The following is a 19,625-nucleotide window of genomic DNA, read 5'->3' on the forward strand; positions in this document are numbered from 1 at the left end:
CCTCCATTTCAGTGCACGGCTTTTTCCGTCATCCTTCGCCCCGTTTAACGCGCTGGACTGTCACTGAATCACTTTCCGATCAGGTGTGCTCCTAGGGATGGCCGGGAGGCGAAGATCTGCGGTTTGATGCCGGTGGCCTTCTCATATTCGCTCGCGAGGGTGTTCGCGATTTCCGAAGCCTTGCGGGATTCGCAGAGGGTGACGGTCGAACCGCCGAAACCACCGCCGGTCATGCGGGCTCCGATGACGCCGCCGTTGCGGCCGATCTTGCGGGCGATCTCGACCATGATGTCGAGCTCTTTGCAGGAGACTTCGAAATCGTCGCGCAATGAGTCGTGGCTGGCGGCCATCAGCGGACCGAGCGTTTCGAAATCATTTCTGGCGAGTGCGGAGGCGGCGGCGATGGTGCGGGAAATTTCCCCAACGACATGGCGCGAGCGGCGGTTGATAGGATCTCCCAGCTTCTCCCAGTGGGTCTGCACGTCGGAGGCGTTGACGTCGCGCCACGATGCTTTGCCGAGGATGGCAAGACCGTCTTCGGTGTGTTTGCGACGTGCGGCGTAGCCTCCGTCGGAAAGCTCGTGGTGAACCATCGTGTTCGAGATGAGAACAGTTAGATCGGGGTTTTCAAACGGCACGAGTTCGGGCTCGCCGGATTGGCAATCGATGAGCACGAGGCGGTTCGGTTTTCCAAACGCGGAAGCAAACTGGTCCATGATGCCGCACGGGACATGGGCGAAATCGTGTTCGGCTTTCTGGCAGAGCAGCGCTTTTTCCCGTGTGTCGAGCACGGTGTCTAACAATCCTTCGAGAAATGTAGCGGTCGCGCACTCGAGCGCGGCGGAGGAGGAAAGGCCGGCACCACCTGGGACGGAGGAGAGGATGTAAGCATCGAAGCCGGGGATGTGGTGGCCGCGGTCCTGGAACCCGCGGATGACGCCGCGGAGGTAGTTCGCCCATTTTGGCTCGCCGACTTCCTGGGTTTTCGTGAGGTCGAGAATGGCGATTTCCTCGCTGATGGCCGAGGTGATCCGGGCTTCGGTGGTGCCGTTGGCACAGCCGGCGATGACGATGTAGCGGTCAATCGCGAAGGGCATGACGAAGCCGTCGCAGTAGTCGATGTGTTCGCCGATGAGATTCACGCGGCCCGGAGCGGCGGCGGTGATGGTGGCCTTGGATTTGAGGCGGGTGGCGAGACCGACTGCCGCATCTGAGACAAGGTCGGTAAGGTCGGGATTGATCTGAAGCATGGGAGTGAAGCGGTTAGCTGGGTTCAACGCTAGGGGAGTGGTCAAGGCGGCGGCGATAACTTTCGACGGCCTGGGTCCAGACGTTGTGCATTCCTTCCGCCGGGCGCAGCCAGACGGCGCGGTGCATCATGAGCATCGCGGGCGCGAGGTAAAGAAGTTCGGAAAGTTCGTTTTTGGAAAGTGCGGCCGGGCCCTCGCTCAGGCAGCGCTCGGCGAGGATTTCCTCCGCGGCCGTCAGGTCGGAGTGTTCTAAAAGTGAAACGTGGACACCGTTGACGTAAGGATCGACCACTGCACCGACCATGCCCCGGCGGCCTGGTTGCGAGGCGTCGAGAGCGGGATCGACCGCCGCCCGTGCTTCGTCGGCGAGCTTGATGACGGCGGGTGGTTCGAGTTCTTCGGGAGTGGCCAGAATGTTGCGTTTCGCAAGGGCGCGCCCATAACGGGAGCGGCTGGTCCACACCGAGACCGGAGCCGCCAGCAGCAGCCCGAGAAGGATGGGAACCATCCACGCGGCGAAGGAGAAATTGATGGGAATGTGATGGTTCAGGTAATGGGGGCGGTAGCCGATCCATAGGGCGACTCCTGTCCAGACGATGCCAAGGACTGTTTGAAACGCATGAAAGCGGAACGCATCCCCCCACGAAGTGCCATCGGTTTCGCGGTTCTGATTTCCCCAGCCGACCGCACGGCCGAGGATGATGCTTAGGACCATCATCGTGTGAGCGGCCATGATGCAGGGAGCCAATAGCATGGAAACGATCGTTTCAAAGAGTGCGCCGATGAGGATCGGAATGCCACCGCCGAAGGATTTCCGGATGCTTGGGGTCAGGATACCGCCGATGACGGCGAGGATTTTCGGCAGGAACAACAGAGCGAAAATGGCCCCGGTGAGAATGATACTTTGTTCGACGCCATTGATGTGGAACCAGCGCGCGGCGTAGTTTTCAAACGGCAGCAGGCTCAGATCGCTGGCCGAGCGTTCGTAGGCCACCCAAGTGCCGAGGGCGAGAAACAGGAACCAGATCGGGCTGCCCAAGTAGGCCATGATCCCCATGAAAAGATGCATCCGGACGGAAAACGGCAGCTTGCGGGCGAAAATCAGCCACATGTGCTGGAGGTTCCCCTGGCACCAGCGGCGGTCGCGGATCAGGTGGTCCACCAAAGTCGGCGGGGCTTCCTCGTAGGTGCCCTCGATGTCCCAAGCGAGCCAGACTTCCCACCCTTGGCTGACCATTAGAGCGGCTTCGACGAAATCGTGACTCAGGATTCGTCCTCCGAACGGCTCGCGTCCAGGCAGCGCGGGCAGCTCGCAAAATTCCGAGAACGGCTTGATGCGGATCAGCGCGTTGTGGCCCCAGTAGCTGCCGCCCATGAGCTGCCAGTAGTTGAGTCCGCGGATGAAGAGCGGCCCGTAGAGCCGCATCGCGAACTGTTGGAGCCGGGTGAAAACGGAGACGCCACGGATCAGTTTCGGCGGTGTCTGGAGAATTCCCAACCGCGGGTAAGCTTCCATCACGCGGGTCATTTTCACGATGTCCGCGCCGTCCATCAGGCTGTCCGCGTCGAGCACCAGCATCGCTTCGTAATTGCCCCCCCAGGTGCGGACAAAGTCGCCGATGTTCCCGGCCTTGCGGTTCTCGTTGGTCTTGCGGCGGCGGTAGTAGATCCGGCCGAAACCGTCGAGACTGCGGCACAGATTCGTCCATGACGTTTCCTCCATCACCCACAGGTCGAGATCGCGGGTGTCGCTGAGAATGAAGAAATCGAACGAGTCGAGATTGCCGGTCGCTTCGATGGATCGATAGATCGCCTCGATCCGCGCGCAGGTTTTCACGCTGTCCTCATTGTAGACCGGCATGACCACCGCGTGGCGATGAGCCAGCGGACCGGTCTTGCCATCCGCGAGCTCGGTGATTCTAACCGAGCGTTTGCGGCCCAGCACCATATCGAAGGCGCCGAACACCGCATGGAACGAACCAAGGACCAGCAGGCCGTTCAGGATGGCGAAGATCGCGATCAGCGGGTAGTGGGCCTTTTGAAAGCCCATCAGCCAGAAAATATCCGTCAGCCACAGGATGGCCGCGATGTTCACAATCAGCACGCAGCCGAAAAACAAGGTGCGGCGCGCTACCGTGCGGAAGCGGCCGAAAAACGGCGGGACACTCTGGCGGGCGGTTAGGTCGGGATTTTCCATCAGTGCAAAAGGAAATACCATAGGGCGACGGCAATGAGACCGACCACCACGAAGATGAACATGAGCCGTGTGATTGGTTTGCGATCCATGGTTTCCCACCACTGCGCGGCACCGCTGCCGATGGCATTGAATTCAAGCGGCTTGGGAACCATCGTCAGTTCCGCGAACTGCGGACCGGCGGCGAGGTAGGATTTTTTCATGGCGTCCACGAATTCAGGAGGCCACGGTGCGGGTGTTAGGAAAGTGCCCTGCCATTTTCCCGGCATCCCGGCCAACAGTAGCGCGAGGCGGCCCCGTGCGGCGAGGCGGCGGTTTTCCAACGGTACGTCGAGGACGTCCTGCGTCCATTCGGCGACTTCCGACAGCGCTTCCTCCATCGCTAACAATCGAGCGGGTTTCTCCGGTTCGAGTTTCTGGCGGGCGGACGCACGCCACAGGATTCCGCGGACGAGTTCGGCGACAAGCAGGCGGTTCCTCAGGCGCAGGGCTTGAAGGTAGGCCTCTACGGCCGCATAAGCTTCCTCCCACTCATTGAGCTCGTCCTCGCTGAGCGGACGGAATGATTCTAGGGAGTGAGACGTTGGACCCATGTTTCTGTGAGGAAATTATCTCCGCGTTTGATGCAGCAACGGAGTTCGACGGGTCCCACATCGGACAGCTTGGCACCCTCGGCGGCGGGAGCGATTTGGAACGCGACACGCCAGCGGGCTTCCGGCATCGATTGCACGGTGATGCCTTGAATTTTGACTTTCTCCGATCCCGGACCAACTGCCTGCACTTGCGGTGTGAGGGGTAGATCGCTTTGTTGGTTGAGGGCGTTTCCAACAAACTCGATGGCGATGGTCCGTTGTTCGGTCTGCCAGTCGTGAATCCCGGTGCGGGTAGCCACGACATGCCCGTCAGCTTGTGAGGGATCTTCGTCCATCGTCCAATGCTGGCGATACTTGAACTCGATCCGATCCCCTGGTTGCGGCATGGCCGCAGGCTCCCACATGGCCACGACGTTGTCGGTCAGTTCGTTTGTGGACGGATTTTCCATCAGCATGACCCGGCCGGCCTTCCAGTCGGAAGTGGGTTCGATCCACAGCGACGGACGGAGGTGATAGGCGGCTTCTCCATCTTCATACGCTGCGAAACGGCGGTCGCGTTGGAGCAGGCCGAAGCCATCGCATTTTTCCATGTCGAAGAAACTGAATTCCTGCTTGCCGGAATCATTGGAAATCGGCCGCCACAAGCGTTCTCCGGTCGCCATCCGGATCGCGAGTCCATCGGAATCATGCACTTCCGGACGGAAGTCATCGAAGCGCCGCCGCGAGTTTTCGCCGAACCAGAACATGCTCGACATCGGAGCGATGCCGAGACGTTTCACCGCCCGGCGGGCGAACAACACGGCATCCACGTCGATGATCGTCATGTCGCCCGGCGTGATGGTGAATTCGAAAGCACCCGAGTAAGAAGGGCCATCAAGCAATGCATAGATCCGTGCCTGAGTGGCGTCGGGGTCCGGTTTGCGCAGCCAGAATTCGCGGAAATTGGGAAATTCCTCGGGGACTCCTTCCGCGCCGGTGTCCACCGCGATCCCGCGTGACGAAATGCCGTAGCGTTGGTTTTTTCCGAGCGCGCGCCAGTAGCTCGCGCCTTGGAAGACGGCGAGCTCGTCGAAATAATCCGGCTTGTTCAGAGGATAGTGGAGCCGGAATCCCGCGAAACCTCCGTCTGCCGGAAGCTCGCCGTGTTTTTTGATCAGCGGACCGTAGTTGAAAAATGCTTCTGCCAAGCGGATCTGCTGCTCGTGGGTTTTCGTGAACTCATTGAGAACCACCGGCTCGCGGAACAAATAACCGGGGTGGAAAAACATCGCGCGGAAGGGCAATTTGTCCGCCGCCCACAATGCCTGGCTAGGGTTGAAGCGGATGTCGCGGTACTGATCATAGGTCAGAGTGTTCATCCATTCCGGCAGCGCGTCCCGGTTGGGGGCGACGTAGGGTTTGTTCGCAAGATCCCTGGCCCGGCTTTGAATGCCCTCGAATCCGACTTCCTCCCGCTGCCAAACGACTTGGGCTAAAGCGGACGAAGTCAGAACTCCCAATGTGAACAGCAGTGTGAAATTCCTTGGCACAGCAAGCGTCATAGAGCCGATACTCCCCTCCAGTCAAGAATGGCGATCTGGAAATCTTTCATAAAAATAGACTTATGTGGCTGACCGGACAGCGAGATAGGTCAGAATTCCGTCAAAATCGACCCGGTCAGGATCGGAAACCACCCTCCGCGGGTCGAAATCCAGGAAAAACCGTTCCACCCGGAATCCACATTGCGCCAGCAGAGAAATCATCTCCTGATGCTCAATCCAGCGGATGCTCTGCTTCGACGTGTGGGTCTGCGGCGGATCGCCGGTGAGAGTGTATCGATGTTCACGCTCCACCACCTGCTTTTCCTGATCCAGTGTGTGGCGGGTTTCCAGTAAACCTTCGCGGCCATCCGGGAGAGTCACCCGGTGATCTTCATACCATTCGTTTTCCGGCAAATCGCCGAGCAATTCGGCATACGGCATGAAAACTGTGAGATAAAGCCCGCCGCTGTTTTCCAGCAACCCATGCCAATGCCGCAGCGTTTTTTCCGGATCGTCCGACAGTTGCAGCGTGAACGCCGGAGCCAGCAGTGAGTAAAATTTCCGCCCGTCGTCCCATGCCGACATGTCGCCTTCGTGCACCGTTGGCTCGATGCCCATCTGCCGCGCACTGACCTTTCCGAGTTCGATCATGTCGGCAGAGAGCTCCAATCCCTCCACGGCGAACCCCATCTCGATCAGCGGAAACATCAGACGCCCCGAGCCGGATCCGATTTCCAGCGCCGTTCCTGGAAACTTCTTCAGAAAATCCGCCATCAGACGAACTTCCGAGCCGTCGTCCTCCGCCTCCCAAAAGGCGTCATGCAGTTCCGCTTCGAGCGAGTGATAGGGTTGCGACATGCGGCGAGCATGGGGGATGCCCGTCGGATTGCAAACCGTTGAGCAGGTGTCCCCATGGACTGCGGTGGGAGCTCACTTCTCCCGCTTCAGCACTGTCTCATGTTCCGGCATTTCCTTGCCGTCCATGATCGCCTTGCAGCTGGTGGTGATGGTGTCCGGATCATCGAAGCGGACGGTCATCCCGTGCATGTGCGATTCCGTCTTCGGGTCGATCGTGCAGCACTCCGCGTCGAAATCGAACGTGATCGACTTTGCATCGGACGACTTCACGTTCATCGCTGGCCGGTTGCCCATCATGCAATAGTGCGTCAGTGCCAGTTTGCCATCCTTGTTGTCATAATACATCGTCACCATTTCGTTAGGCGTGCCTTCCATGCAGCGCTCTTCGATCACGCTTCCCGCAGCGATCAGGCGGTAGCGCATGGTCATCTCCACGGGGCCGTCCCCCATGTCGGTCTTGCCCTTCCAAGTGCCGACCAGCGCCTTCATCTTCTCGAATTCCGGCGACGCGGGCTTGGTGGTCTTAACGGGTTCGGCCGCATTCGCGAAAACGGAAGCGGCGAAAATCAAGGCAGCGGAAATCATGTGTGTTTTCATCATTGTGTGGGTTGAGGTTTGTCCGAATCACATCGGTTCACCCTTACAACGAACGGGGAGGCTCGTCTAGGACATGAATGGATGAAGGATCGACTTTTTTACGATGGCTCAATTCCCATCCTGCCGTTACCCGCGCGATCTGCCCGCGAACGGCAGCGTCAGCAGGGAATAGAATGTCGTCGCGAGTCCCAACATGGAAACAAGATACCATGGCCACGGCCCCAGATGGTCGATCAGGCTCGGGTTGGTTGGCGGGTGCGAGGCGAAGGCGAAATTGCTGCCGAGCAGTCGATTCGCTGTCATCGCGAAAATCAGATAGAGGATCGACCAGCCCATCACTTCCAGCGGGCTCTTCCACAACGGCAGCTTTGGCCGCCATCCGTCCACGATCGGCAGATACAACGCAGCAATCACCACCGCGAAATGGTGCACGAAGAACATCATAAAAGGCGCGGCAGGAAATCCGACCGTGATCGCGGGAGTGATAAGCCCCTGGATCGTTGCGGCCAGTCCCCAGTAGTAAGTCAGCGCGCACAGCAATGGGCGTTTCGTGATCAGCGCGAGGCCCGCGGTGATCGCCGCGACGTCGCACAGGTGGAAGGGCAACAGGTTGTCCCAGGCTTTTTCCACATCCATCGACAGCCAGGCTCCAAGGCTTAGCGGATAGACGCAAAGATTAATGAGCGCGAGCACCGCCGTCGCCCGCCTGCGGCTTCCACCGCCACGCTTGCCCGCGAACAAGAAGATAGCAGCCACCGCCGCTCCGACTCCGAGTGCGAGCAAATGCTCTTGAGTGAATGGATGAAAAGGTCGGGGCATAACAAATCGGTTCTTCCTTCGCGTCCCTCAGCGGCCTTTGCGACTTTGCGGTAAACTCTTCCCTTCGCCGATCTCCGCCATCGAGGGCTCTTTGCCGTCGAAAACCTCCCGCGCGATCGCCTGCACTTCCGCGTCGGTCACCGCCATCACGCTCGCCCGCCACTCGGCAGGCGAGGGGACACGGCCGAAGTCCAGCACGCCTTCTCCCGCCCACGCGGCATGCGAGCCGGTGGATTCGAAGGACAGCTTGCTCTGCGCGATGGTCAGCCGCTTCGCACGGTCCAACTCGCCGGGCTTCGGGCCGTTGGCCACCAAGTCGCCGATCTCCCGATAGATGCAGGCCAGCGCTTCGTCGCGCGATTCCGGATCCAGTCCGGCGCTGACTTCAAAGGCGCCGGTCTCGTCGAAGAATGTCACGTCGCTGCTGATCTGATAGCAGAGTCCGCGTTCCTCGCGCAGTTCGAGAAACAACCGTGAGCTCGCCGTCTCGCCTAACATCATGCTCAGCATCCGCAGCGCGTGACGTGATTCCGCATGCCGCCCGGGCGTGTGCCAGGCTAGAGCGAGCTGGAGTTGGTCGGTTTCGCGTTCGTCGATCACGATTCGCTGCGCCGCCGTAGTCCGGTCGAATTCCAATGCCCGCTCTCCCGCATGGAAATTTCCGGGCAAATGTGGTGAAATCATTTCCATGATCTGTTCCACCGTGAAAGGCCCCGCTGCCGCGATCACCACGTCACTGCGGAAATGATGGCGGTTTCTGAACTCCATCAGCGTCTCTCTGTCAATTTTCGCAATTGTTTCCAACGAGCCGGAAATCGAATTTCCAAGCGGATGCCCGTCCCAAAGCGCGGACGAAATCAGATCGCCGATGTGATCCGCCGGTGACTCCTTATACATCGTGATTTCCTCGCCGATGACCTCGCGCTCCAGACCGATCTCGCTCGCGGGAAATGTAGCATGCCACACCATGTCGGATAGAACGTCCGCCAGTACCGGCATCAGATCCGCCTCGCCGCGTCCTTCGTAAACTGTCTGGTCTTCCGAGGTGCAGGCATTGATTTGTCCGCCCGCGTTTTCGATTTCAAAACTCAGATCGCGCGCGCTCCTACGCTCCGTGCCCTTGAACACCATGTGCTCGACGAAGTGCGCCAGCCCGGCCGGCAAATTCAACTCATCGCGGCTGCCCGCCGGAATATAGATCGACAGCGCCGCGCACTCGGAATCCTCCAATGTGGCGACCGCCAACCGCGGGCCGTTAGGGATTTGCCGCCATTCATAAATTGCCTTGCTCATGATAAAATTGCCTCCGCCAGCGCCAGATCCGCCGGGGTCGTGATTTTTAAATTCGGTCGCGTGGATTCCACGAGTTTCACCCGCACCCCGGCCGCCTCCATCACCGATACCTCGTCGGTCACCGTCAGTCCTCTGGCGACGATGTCGTTGTAGGAATCCACCAACAGTGGAATTTCAAAAACCTGCGGCGTCTCCATGAACCAAAGCTGTTCCCGGGAAACTCCTTCGGTGCTGAAATCCAGTGAATCCGCACGCTTCAGGGTTTCCGTCACCCGCCGTGCCAGAGCTGCCGCGCGGTTTTGCTCCGCAGCCGCCACGCAGCGGTCGATATCCTCCGGCGATACCAACGGCCGCGCGCCGTCGTGAACCGCCACCAGGCTCGATCCCAGAGAAAGAGCCGCCAATCCCGCCATCACCGAATCCTGCCGGTTTGCGCCGCCGTCCACGCGTCTCACTGGCTTCGGGAAATTTCCACCCAGCAGCTCCCAACGTTCTTCCGGGCAAACGACCACCACTTCCGCGATCGATTTCGCTGCGAAAAATGCCTCCAACGTCCGGCGCAAAACCGGGATGCCCGCCAGCTCCGCGGCCAGTTTGTCGAACCCCATCCGCCGGCTGGACCCCGCCGCTACCAGGATCGCGGAGCAAGTTCGGGTCGGTCGTTCGGCGGGCATGTGTGGAGTATTAGCAGCGGCCTTCCCGCGGCGCAAAGAGACAAATTCACGACCGGGAAAGGCGATTTTCTTCAAAGCCGGAGGCTCACTGCCACCGGATGTCGGGGGCGGTTACTTCTTCGAGACGTCTTTCACGATTTCAGCACAGATTGCCTGAATTTGTTTTTCGGTCATTGCCGAGAAAATGCCCTGCCACGCGGTTGACGACGTGTTGTAGTTTTTGGTTCCCAGTCCCTTGCCGGTACCAAGATCCACGAAGCGCACGTCCGCATCCATGTAGGCGTTCCCGGTCATGATTCCCAGTCCGTAGCGCGCTCCGGGAGAAATGTAGCGGTAGTCCTTCACCTCGACGATGACGGCTGTTGCCTTCTCGGAACCTGACTTCGGTTCGGACTCCTGATAGGAGAATGACATGCCCGCCGCTTGGGTGGCGCTTGCCATGCTGGTCCGCCATTCCGCTCGCAGCAGTTCCCAGTCAGCCGATTTCGCGGCCACCTCGCTGCCCTTGACGGCCATGACGATTTTTTTGCCACCCGTTCCACCGGGCTGCATTTTCAGGTCTGCGGAAGATGGGGACCGGACGGTGGCTGCGCAGCTTGCCAGCACGGCGGTCGAGGCGATGGCGGCGAGACGGATTGAGCGGATGGGTGATGTCATGTTTTTACGGTTGATGGGGTGAAAACGCGGTGTGTGTTGTTGGAATCAGTTTCCTACAAGGTCCAGCGCTTCGTTGGCAATGTACCAATTCGGCATTTCTGATATGAATTGCTGCCCGGACTCTATCCTGCGGACAGGACGTCCGATTTGCCGCGCGAGAATTGTGGTAACGAATTCCCCGCATTGCTTCTGGCAATGGTATGGACACAATCCCCGGCAACGACCCGATGGAAAACCCGCCCCAGCCCCCGCTCGCCGGGCTCGATCCCGCGGACCTGCTCAAACAGGGCGCGGCCGAGGACACATTTGTCGATGGTGCCCCGTTTTCCTTCAACCCGCCGACCATCGAGGAACTCGCCAAACTCTTCCCGCAGTTTGAAATCCTCGAACTCATCGGCAAAGGCGGCATGGGCGCTGTTTACAAAGTCCGCCAGAAGGAACTCGACCGCATCGTCGCCCTGAAAATCCTGCCGCCCGCCATCGGCGAAACTCCCGGATTCGCCGCCCGCTTCGCCCGCGAGGCCAAGGCACTGGCGAAATTGAATCACCCGGGAATCGTCACCATCCACGAATTCGGTTCTTCCTCTCAACTCTCAACCCCCAACTCTCAACCCCTCTTCTACTTCCTGATGGAATACGTCGATGGTGTGAACCTCGCCCAGCTCATGCGCACCGGCCGGATCTCGCCGCGCGAGGCGCTGGCCATCGTTCCGCAGATTTGCGACGCGCTGCAGTTCGCCCACGACCAAGGCATCGTCCACCGCGACATCAAGCCGGAGAACATCCTGCTCGACCGGCTCGGCCGCGTGAAAGTCGCCGATTTCGGCATTGCGAAATTTGTAGCGGCGGTCTGTGACCGTCGGACGGATGATGAAGTGCGACCGTCCCAGACTGATGCCACATTGGCCGGAAAAATCATGGGCACGCCCCAATACATGGCCCCCGAACAGATCGACCATCCGTCGGACGTCGATCACCGTGCCGACATCTACGCCCTGGGTGTCGTTTTCTATCAAATGCTAACCGGCGAGCTGCCGGGCAAGGATCTCCAAGCACCGTCGAAGAAAGTCCACATCGATGTCCGCCTTGATGAGATGGTTCTTCGTGCCTTGGAGAAAGAGCCCGAGTTGCGCTATCAGACTGCGAAAGACATGAAGACGCGGGTGGAGGCGGTCACGCAAAACATCGTCGCGCCGGAATACACACCGTCACGTGCACGTTCCAATAAGATCAAATGGATGGTTGCGGCATGTTTCGTGACAGGAGTGTTGTGGTTGGCACTGCGACAGTCGGGACGCGTTTATCCAGCGTCCTCTCTGAATTCTGCCTACAAGGCCCCGGTCATGGGCCGTATCAAATTCAAATTCACTCATCCCGAATCACCAGGAGGCAAGGGAGTAAGTTACGACGTGAAGAAGTGGGGGGATACTCAATGGACCCCGAATTCCGGCACGGGGATCACGTTGACAGGAGGACAATCGCTGTGGTTCAAAACCCGGGTGGACGCCACGCGTTCGGATGCTCCGGTCGCAATGGTTACAACGTCTTCGGATCATTCCCGCTGGGAAACCAAGGAGTTGAAAATCGACGGAAAGGATCCGCTGTCTCAACTGTTCTTTTCCAACGGCCTTCGCGTCGAAATCCAGTGGTCTCCTGCCGTCTCTCCCGTTGGCCCTCCGGAATCGCCCGATCCGATTCAACAGCAGGTCATGCAACGAGCATCGAGGTTGGCGGATGAAATGCATCCGGTCAGCCACCCCGAGAATGATGCCAAAACATTGGCAGAGCCGCCGAAGCTTCAATTCATCGGATGGCAGTCTCCGCGGAAGGAGGTTTGGCATCCTGACGGTTCGCCGGTGACGGATCCGGAGGAACTGGCGTGGCTGAGGGAGATCGGGCCTAACTATGCTTATGATCGAAGCAAGGGCGAGGCAATCAGGGGGATGACATTTTGGTTTTCACATCCGCTGTTGGAAAAGTCGAACACCACCGAGCTTCAATTTCTCGATGAACAAGGACGTGTAATCCCGGAAATAGACGGCATGGACGGGAAACGCAGTGAAACCCGTGGGAAAGGCGGTCAGCTCGGATGGTCCGTCATGACCCTGGCTGTGGATACGACCAGGCCACTCATTATTCGGCTCAATTACACCCTCGGCCCTTTGGAGAAAATCAAGGAGCAAATCGTGGAGCCGAATAACCGGGGTTCGAGCTTTGGGTATGGAAACACCAGCATCACTGCGATGGGACAAAATGCGGGTGGGCAGTCGTTTTTAATGCTGGCGGTGGAAGAGGCTGAACAAAGCGTCCGTCGGTTCGGGGTGATCGCAGTCACTAAGAATGGCCGGGAGATCGTGGGAGACTGGTTTCGCACAGGCGGATCCGGAAGTCCCATGGTGGAAACATTTGATTTTAATGTGCCGATCGCTGACGTGGCGAAATTCCGCATCGGCACGCGCCCGCTGAGGACGGTGGATTGGAAGGATTTGCCGGTGGGGCCTCCTGGACCTCAAAAGGCAGTGATCGGGATCTTCTCGGATGGCGAGATCAGTTTGGATGGTAAAGCGGTTTCACTGGCAGCTCTCAATGAGGAACTCAACCGGGTGCACCGCGGACACCCCGACCTGTCGGTGGTGATCCGGAGTTCCCCGCTGGTGACTTACACGAAGGTCGTGGAAGTGATGGAGGCTTGTCGCAAAGCGGGCATTGCCAAAATGGATTTCGCCGATGGTGAGAAGAACAGCCCGGACAAAATGAAGATCGATTTTGATCGTGCGGGAGACACCATGCAGAAAATCGTCATTCGCTTCCGCAGCGACTATGGCGTGCGGCTTTGTTTTGAGAACCTGGACATCGGATTGAAGCGGGATGGAAAGCCGGCAGACAGCCCGCTTGACTCCGAAGAAACAGAGCGGCTTAGGGATGCCTATAATTTTAGCTACGATCGTAAACTGGGAGGGTTCCCCATCCTTGATTTGGGAGCGCGCTACGAGGGGAGGATCGTGGCGGATTCGGTGGAAGATTTTCTCAATCAGGTCACTCGGGATACTCCATTCTGCTGGCACCCCACGGAACGCGGAAAAACCTGGGTGATCATGCCACGGGAAGGTTCACAATTGGAATTCCCGGTGACCTTGCAAATCGAAAATCTGGCCGTGGACGAGGCGGTGATGAGGGTCACCGGCCAGCGCCCTTCCGGATCGATCACTTACATTCAATCAGCCGGCTGGTCCGTGGCGAAAGGCACCACCGATGCCGTTCCATGGTTGAGTGTGAAGTGCAAGCCGCAGAAGTTCGATCAGGTTCCGGCTTGGCAGGTGTTGTGCGACATTACGGAGGGAGCGCGGCCCGATTCGGTGTGGGCGCTCTATGGTTACAAGGAGCAGCGGACGCTCGTTGTTCCGCCCGGACCGTCGATGGACTACGCGGTGGTGTCCCAAGCCCAGATATGGATGTGCGCGGTGGATTCCGGCAGCTTGCTGAAGTCTTGGGAGCAGGCGGCCGAGTTTTTCAAGAAAAGTGTCACCCCGGATCAATGGCGGCAGTCGATGGAATCGTTCCGCAAGCCTCTTGGCGAGCCGAAGTTCCGTAAACTCAAGAATGTGACCGAAGCGACATCGTTGGCGGGCGCTCCGGATGGACGCTATCTGGTGATGCAATTTGAAACCGTATTTGCTTCGGAACGACGTTTGTCCGAACTCGTCACGTTCCAACAGGGAAAGGACGGCATCTGGCGTGCAGCAGCTTACTCGATCCAATAGATTGATGTCCCAACCGGCCCCTAACGATTTCTTCGCCACCACCCGTTGGACCATCGTCCTCGCGGCGGGAAACTCCGGCACGCCGCAATCGGCGGATGCGCTGGAAGCGTTGTGCCGATCGTATTGGTTTCCGCTGTATGCCTATGTCCGGCGGCGCGGTCATACCAAGGAAGATGCCGAGGATCTGACACAAGCGTTCTTCGCCGATCTGCTGGGCCGGCGGGATTTTGCGAAAACGGATAGCGAACGCGGAAGGTTCCGCGCCTTTCTGCTAGCCTCGCTGAAGAACTTCCTGGCAAACGAGTGGGACAAATCCCAGCGCCTGAAACGCGGCGGCTCGATCACCCATTTCCCGCTCGATTGGCAGAGCGCGGACACGCAGTTCCAAATCGCCGATGCCGCCATGCGCAGCCCGGACGAGATCTTCGATCGGGAGTGGGCGGTGGCGCTGTTGGAACGCGTGATCGTGCGCCTGCGGGACGAGTGGACGGCGGACGGAAAAGCGGATCGCTTCGAGCGGATGAAATGCTTCCTCACCGTGGGAAAAGGCGAGATTCCCTTCGCCCAAGCCGCGGAAGAGCAGGGGATCGACGAAGGAACGCTGCGGGTGGCGGTCCATCGTTTACGGAAACGCTACCGCGAAATGCTCAGAAACGAGGTCGCCGACACCCTGGCGGATCCGGCGATGGTCGAGGAGGAGCTGGCGGTGCTGCTAGGAGCGTTCCGGTAGCTGCGCCAATGCATCTTTCGATCAAAAATCAACAATCGGAATTCATCAATCATCAATCCAATCTCCGGCAGGGATTGGCCAGCGGGAATCGATTGATGATTGCGGATTGGTGATTTTTTGATGGGCGATTTGGAAAGCCTCGCCGGGATGTTCGCGGAGCCCGGAAGATTTTCGAACAGATTGCTAGATTTTTTCAAAAACCCAGTCATGGTCTGCCTGATTTATCAGAAACTAACATAACTACCATCATGCAATCCCTGTTCACCACCCTGCTAACCACCGAGGAACTCACCACCGCCGCCGCCCGTCTCGCACCGTTGTGGAATCCCTTGTTCGCCACCCAGCCGCTGCTAGGAATCATCTCCACCGCTGCGGAGGCGGACCGCGCCGCCATCATCCAGGCCGCTTCCCGCCAGGCCGCCAGCGATTTCACCGGCCCCTTGAAAGCCGCCGATGACACCCGCGATGCCGCCTTCACCACCCTCCGGGATTTCTCCGCCACCTGGGCGAAAAATCCCACCGCCACGGCGGAACAACGCGCCGCCGGAGACCGGCTCCAGGCCATCTTCGCCCTCCATGGGAATACCCTCCATCGCCTCGGTTATAACCGCCAGTCCGGCCTGATGGACGCCCTCGTCGCCGATCTCAAAAAGCCCCAATCCACCGCGGATCTCACCGCACTGAACCTAGCCGCGCTCTTCGGCCAAATGGAGCAGGCCCAGACCGCCTTCGAAGACCTCGCCGCGGACAAATCCGCCACTGAAGGCGGCGAAACCCTCCCCACCATCGCCCAGCACCGCCCGCTGCTCACCCTCCGGCTCAATCTCCTGTTGGACAACATCGCCCAATGGGAAACCCTCGCACCCACCCCCGAGCTCGCTGGGGCGATTGCCAAGATGGACGAAGTCATCACCACCCTCATGGCCCCCGCGCTGGCCCGCCGCACCAAAGCACAGGCCGCCCCCGACCCGGTCCCCGCCCCGCAATAATCCCGTAACTCCCCAAACCCGCCGGTTTTGCGCCCCTCACACCCCGTCAGGATGCCAAAACCGGCGGTTTTGCGTCCGCGCACTCCGTCATGGCCGCAAATCAACCTTGTTTGTGCTCCCGCACGCCGTCACGACGCCAATCAGGATCGTTTGTGTCCCTCACACACTGCGAGGGCTCCAAATCAACTTCGTTCGCGTTTCCGCAGACCGTTATGGGTCCAAATCAAGTTCGTTTCCGCTCTCGCACACCGTAAGGACCCCAAATCAACTTCGCTTGCACTCCCGCACACCAACCGGCCTCCCAATTTCCCATCTCCCGGGAAATTCACTCGCCCGCCGTCCGCCGTGGTCGCTAGCTTTCCGGCAATCAAGGCTCTCCAAGAGCAGAATCCAAAACTCTGCATCATTCGCCGATGAAAACGATAACATCCCTCCTCGCAATTCTCGTCTCCTTGCTCATTCTTCCCATCACGTTGGCTCTAGCGGATAGCGCGCCGCCCCCTCCACCGCCGAAGGAGGAACCACCGCCCGCCAACAATGCGCATGCGGTAAGGCAACCTGCTCTTCCGGCACCTGCATGGCTGTTATCACGGAAACCTGCATTGAGCGGAATGGCTGAAATCCGCGATCGCGCACTTTTTGAGGCTTTCGATTTCGATTCTCTGCCACCCGATGAGTATCCGCTCTGGCGGGAACGCTGGAAATCGAAGTGCTATGCGGAGAACGAATGGCAGTTTTCGTGGTCGCGGGATCAACTGGTGATGCTGGTCCGTCTTAAAGATGAGGACACGATCAACTTTCTGCTTTCCCAGCTTGAGCAGGGCCAGGGACGAAGCCAAGGGGCTGCGGAAATTCTAGGGGAGTCGGGGCAGGAATGGCTCATCCCGCGATTGGAAAAGACACTTTTCCTGAAGCCTGAAAACGAACCAAAAGATGACAATCCTGGAGATGTCGTATTCGGCACCATCTCGGAATATTCCCGCAGTTCTTTCATGACGATCATCGAGAAGTCGCGCGTTCTTACCCCGAGGTTGAAGTCGTGGTTCAACCTAGTTGGCGGGACATTGCGGCATTCTGAATATTCGTCTGAGACGGATGCCCTCATCCGGAAATGGTGGGATCTGAACCGCGAGCGTATCGTTGCGGGAGAATACCGGAAACTGGCTATCCCTTCGCTCTGGCCGGATGACAAGGCCGGTGAAGACGGAATGGATGTCCCATTTGGCTTTGCGGATTACATGGCAGCGACGCGGTCGAACTATGTCTCGATCCAGCTTGCGGCGATGCAGGTGATCCAGGATCGCAAAATGGGTGGAAACTGGATGGAACAGCGGGAGGCGGCGGAGATCGGAGAATATTTGAAGTCCAAAAACAGTGACCTCCGTTCGGCAGCATATCGGCTGTTGGAATCTGCGGGGGAGAGGGGCGTTGAGGTGTTCTCTGCGGTGTTTTCAAAGAATCCCGAGCTGCTGCCGAGTTCCAATGTGGTGAAACTCCTGAATGCTCATCCCACGTCAGCAGCGGAGCGCGCCAGATACATTGCCAGCATCGTAGCCAATGACGGCACTAGCTATATGGCCAATCACAAGAGTAGGAAAGTGGAGGCGTTCCCCCTTCTCAAACAGCGGGTCCTGGATTCGAGTCTCTCGAAGGATGATCGCACCTCGGCATTTTCGTATCTGGGGATTTTCGGATCTTCTGCCGATATTCCGTTTTTCGAGGAGATGCTCAAGTCATCCCAGCCCGTTTATATCCGTGAATCCGCAGTGTATAACATCTTTCAGGTCTCATCTCACGGAGACTTGCCCGCCTCTCTGCTGGCACTTGAAAATGATCCCGACCTCGGCGTTACGATCAGGAAATGTTTGGACCAACGTGCCGCCCCTGCCATTCAGGATGCCGACGAACCGTTATCTGTAGGAACAGTTCAGGACGGTGAATTGACCGGCAAATTTTCCGAGCTGTTCAAATATGATGTGAACATTGGGCAGCGGGATTATGTCGCCTATTCGTTGGCACGGTCTGGAGAACAAGGAATCGCTCTGTTGAAGCTGGCGCTGACAATGTCGGATGATGCGGCGCGTGGCTGTGCTGCCCATGCCCTGTTGGAAAAGGGAGTGGGAAGCCCGGAGGAGCAGGACAAATTCCTAGCGGCCCTCATTATCGGTCTGGGTGACGATGATAGCGAGGTTTCTGATTTTCTGAACACCAAGGAAGATCTGCATGCGAAGGCATTGCCACTTCTGAAACAACGGGTGCTCGACGAGCACGTCCAACGTCCCGTCCGCGCCTTCGCGGCGCTGCTTGCGGCTGCATTTGCCTCGAAAGAGGATGTGCCGTTTTTCGAGTCTCTGCTTGCCACGAATTTCCCCGGTCCAGTGCGCTCCGCAGCACTGCATGCGATCTATCGACTGCTAACTCCTGCCGAAGTGCCTGGCGGGGTGAAGGCTCTGATCAATGACAAGGACCTTGGAGAGGTGATGAGAATTTACCGCTACGCTGATCAATAATGACGGATCGATAACCTGCCGACGGTCGCAGACCGCCGCTACATTTGGCTCACATGCCGCAGCATCCACTCGGCGATGTCGGCGTAGATCGGATAGGCGGTGATGAGGACGTTGTCGTGACCGGCACCGGGGATTTCGATCCAGCGTTTCGGCGTGGCGGTGGGGAGGGAATCGAACAGGCATTTGCCGCAGGTGATGGAAGACACATGGTCCGCCGTGCCGTGGGCGATGAGGGTAGGAATCCGGAGGTTGGCGGCGTGGTGGTGCGGCTGGATGTCAGCGAGATGGATGCCGGATTTCCAATGATAGACGAGGTCCGTGCCCTTGGCCCAAAACGGTCCGAGCGTGGAGCCGATGTAGTAGGACGCCTGGCCTTCGATGACTTTCGGGAAGGAATCGAAACTGCAAATCACCGCCAGCGCCTTCCACGGCGCAGCCGGCTGGTCTGCCGCGTGGACGGAAACCGAGCCGCCCGTCGACATGCCTAGCAGCCCGGCGGGTTGGAGATCGAATGAGAATTGTTTCGCCGCTTCGGTGAGGACCCGTGCGGGCAATGTGGCCTCGCGGACGCCGTAGGTGGCGATGGTCGCGGGATGATCGCCATGGGCGGGAAGATCCGGAATCACACAGCGGAAACCCGCGGCGCAAAGCCGTTCGGCGATGGGCAGGTAGTCTTCCTTCCGGCCTTTGCGGCCATGGACGAGCACCAGCGTTCCGACGATTTGGCCAGAGGGTTTCAGAGTGAGGCCGCGCGCGGTGAGTTGCTGGCGGATCTTGTTTCCGCGATCACCGAGATTTCCGGATGGATCAGGCGTGACGACGAGGCAGGGCGTGCCATCGCTGGCGGTGAAACTTTTGATGACGAGGCCGTGTGCCGTTGAATTTGATAGAAATTCGTGGTGATAGTCCATCAACGGACGCTGCGTGGGACTGGCGATTTCAGATCCGGCCCAGAAGATGAGTCCGGATGCGGTGACGATGACGAGGAGGACGATGGCAATGAGGATGCCACGCCAGCGCTTGCGGAGGAATTTCATGATGCCGTTTGGAAAAACAATCCAGCTTCTAGCGGTCAATTGCGCGGGGAGACAATCTGGAATGCGAACTTCACGGGAATTTCACGGAAGCGAAAGAAGCGGAACCTGCTTCGCGCACGCTCCGCTCGGGATCATTCGGGCGG

General features: G+C 58.7%; 15 protein-coding genes. 4 read left to right on the forward strand and 11 right to left on the reverse strand.

All coding sequences use genetic code 11. The annotated features are described in order from the left end of the window. Positions 1-68: 68 nt before the first annotated feature. The 10 genes from galK to ABIQ96_RS13245 form a co-directional block, all read right to left on the reverse strand. Complete coding sequence (gene galK, locus ABIQ96_RS13200; protein WP_348215069.1) at positions 69-1,295, reverse strand: galactokinase; 1,227 nt, start codon at positions 1,293-1,295, stop codon at positions 69-71. Then, positions 1,264-3,447 carry a glucans biosynthesis glucosyltransferase MdoH gene (mdoH, locus tag ABIQ96_RS13205; protein ID WP_348215070.1) on the reverse strand — a complete coding sequence of 728 codons (2,184 nt, stop codon included), beginning with the start codon at positions 3,445-3,447 and terminating at the stop codon, positions 1,264-1,266. Before mdoH ends, galK begins: the two co-directional genes overlap by 32 nt. Next, positions 3,447-4,037 (reverse strand): hypothetical protein, encoded by a 591-nt coding sequence (locus ABIQ96_RS13210; protein ID WP_348215071.1) that lies wholly within the window; start codon positions 4,035-4,037, stop codon positions 3,447-3,449. The genes mdoH and ABIQ96_RS13210 overlap by 1 nt, the downstream gene beginning before the upstream one ends. Further along, on the reverse strand, positions 4,013-5,578 hold the full coding sequence (locus tag ABIQ96_RS13215) for a glucan biosynthesis protein (RefSeq protein ID WP_348215072.1): 1,566 nt from the start codon (positions 5,576-5,578) through the stop codon (positions 4,013-4,015). The genes ABIQ96_RS13210 and ABIQ96_RS13215 overlap by 25 nt, the downstream gene beginning before the upstream one ends. Positions 5,579-5,638: 60 nt before the next feature. Continuing rightward, positions 5,639-6,415 carry a class I SAM-dependent methyltransferase gene (locus ABIQ96_RS13220; protein ID WP_348215073.1) on the reverse strand — a complete coding sequence of 259 codons (777 nt, stop codon included), beginning with the start codon at positions 6,413-6,415 and terminating at the stop codon, positions 5,639-5,641. Positions 6,416-6,487: 72 nt separating this feature from the next. Further along, the gene (locus ABIQ96_RS13225) at positions 6,488-7,015 is read right to left on the reverse strand and encodes a hypothetical protein (protein WP_348215074.1); all 528 of its coding nucleotides are present in this window, start codon (positions 7,013-7,015) and stop codon (positions 6,488-6,490) included. Between the two features lie 123 nt (positions 7,016-7,138). Further along, on the reverse strand, positions 7,139-7,831 hold the full coding sequence (locus tag ABIQ96_RS13230; protein ID WP_348215075.1) for a TIGR02206 family membrane protein: 693 nt from the start codon (positions 7,829-7,831) through the stop codon (positions 7,139-7,141). A 27-nt stretch (positions 7,832-7,858) separates the two neighbouring features. Further along, positions 7,859-9,124 carry a pitrilysin family protein gene (locus ABIQ96_RS13235; protein WP_348215076.1) on the reverse strand — a complete coding sequence of 422 codons (1,266 nt, stop codon included), beginning with the start codon at positions 9,122-9,124 and terminating at the stop codon, positions 7,859-7,861. Continuing rightward, positions 9,121-9,798 (reverse strand): 2-C-methyl-D-erythritol 4-phosphate cytidylyltransferase, encoded by a 678-nt coding sequence (gene ispD, locus ABIQ96_RS13240; RefSeq protein ID WP_348215077.1) that lies wholly within the window; start codon positions 9,796-9,798, stop codon positions 9,121-9,123. The genes ABIQ96_RS13235 and ispD overlap by 4 nt, the downstream gene beginning before the upstream one ends. Positions 9,799-9,909: 111 nt before the next feature. Further along, entirely contained in the window at positions 9,910-10,455 is a 546-nt protein-coding gene (locus ABIQ96_RS13245; protein ID WP_348215078.1) for a hypothetical protein, read from the reverse strand. A gap of 200 nt (positions 10,456-10,655) precedes the next feature. Here ABIQ96_RS13245 and ABIQ96_RS13250 point away from each other — a divergent pair, with 200 nt between their 5' ends. From ABIQ96_RS13250 to ABIQ96_RS13265, 4 genes are all read left to right on the forward strand, one after another. After that, a complete protein-coding gene (locus ABIQ96_RS13250) occupies positions 10,656-14,216 on the forward strand; it encodes a DUF4019 domain-containing protein (RefSeq protein WP_348215079.1) in 3,561 nt (1,186 codons plus the stop codon). A gap of 4 nt (positions 14,217-14,220) precedes the next feature. Further along, on the forward strand, positions 14,221-14,946 hold the full coding sequence (locus ABIQ96_RS13255) for a sigma-70 family RNA polymerase sigma factor (RefSeq protein WP_348215080.1): 726 nt from the start codon (positions 14,221-14,223) through the stop codon (positions 14,944-14,946). Positions 14,947-15,194: 248 nt separating this feature from the next. Further along, on the forward strand, positions 15,195-15,935 hold the full coding sequence (locus ABIQ96_RS13260; protein ID WP_348215081.1) for a DUF6261 family protein: 741 nt from the start codon (positions 15,195-15,197) through the stop codon (positions 15,933-15,935). A gap of 413 nt (positions 15,936-16,348) precedes the next feature. Continuing rightward, positions 16,349-18,445, forward strand: a complete 2,097-nt coding sequence (locus tag ABIQ96_RS13265; RefSeq protein WP_348215082.1) for a hypothetical protein — start codon at positions 16,349-16,351, stop codon at positions 18,443-18,445. A 38-nt stretch (positions 18,446-18,483) separates the two neighbouring features. Here ABIQ96_RS13265 and ABIQ96_RS13270 read toward each other — a convergent pair whose 3' ends face one another. Beyond that, complete coding sequence (locus ABIQ96_RS13270; protein ID WP_348215083.1) at positions 18,484-19,482, reverse strand: alpha/beta fold hydrolase; 999 nt, start codon at positions 19,480-19,482, stop codon at positions 18,484-18,486. Positions 19,483-19,625: the final 143 nt, after the last annotated feature.

Source organism: Luteolibacter sp. (genome assembly GCF_039920825.1).
In the GTDB taxonomy this organism is placed as follows: domain Bacteria; phylum Verrucomicrobiota; class Verrucomicrobiia; order Verrucomicrobiales; family Akkermansiaceae; genus Luteolibacter.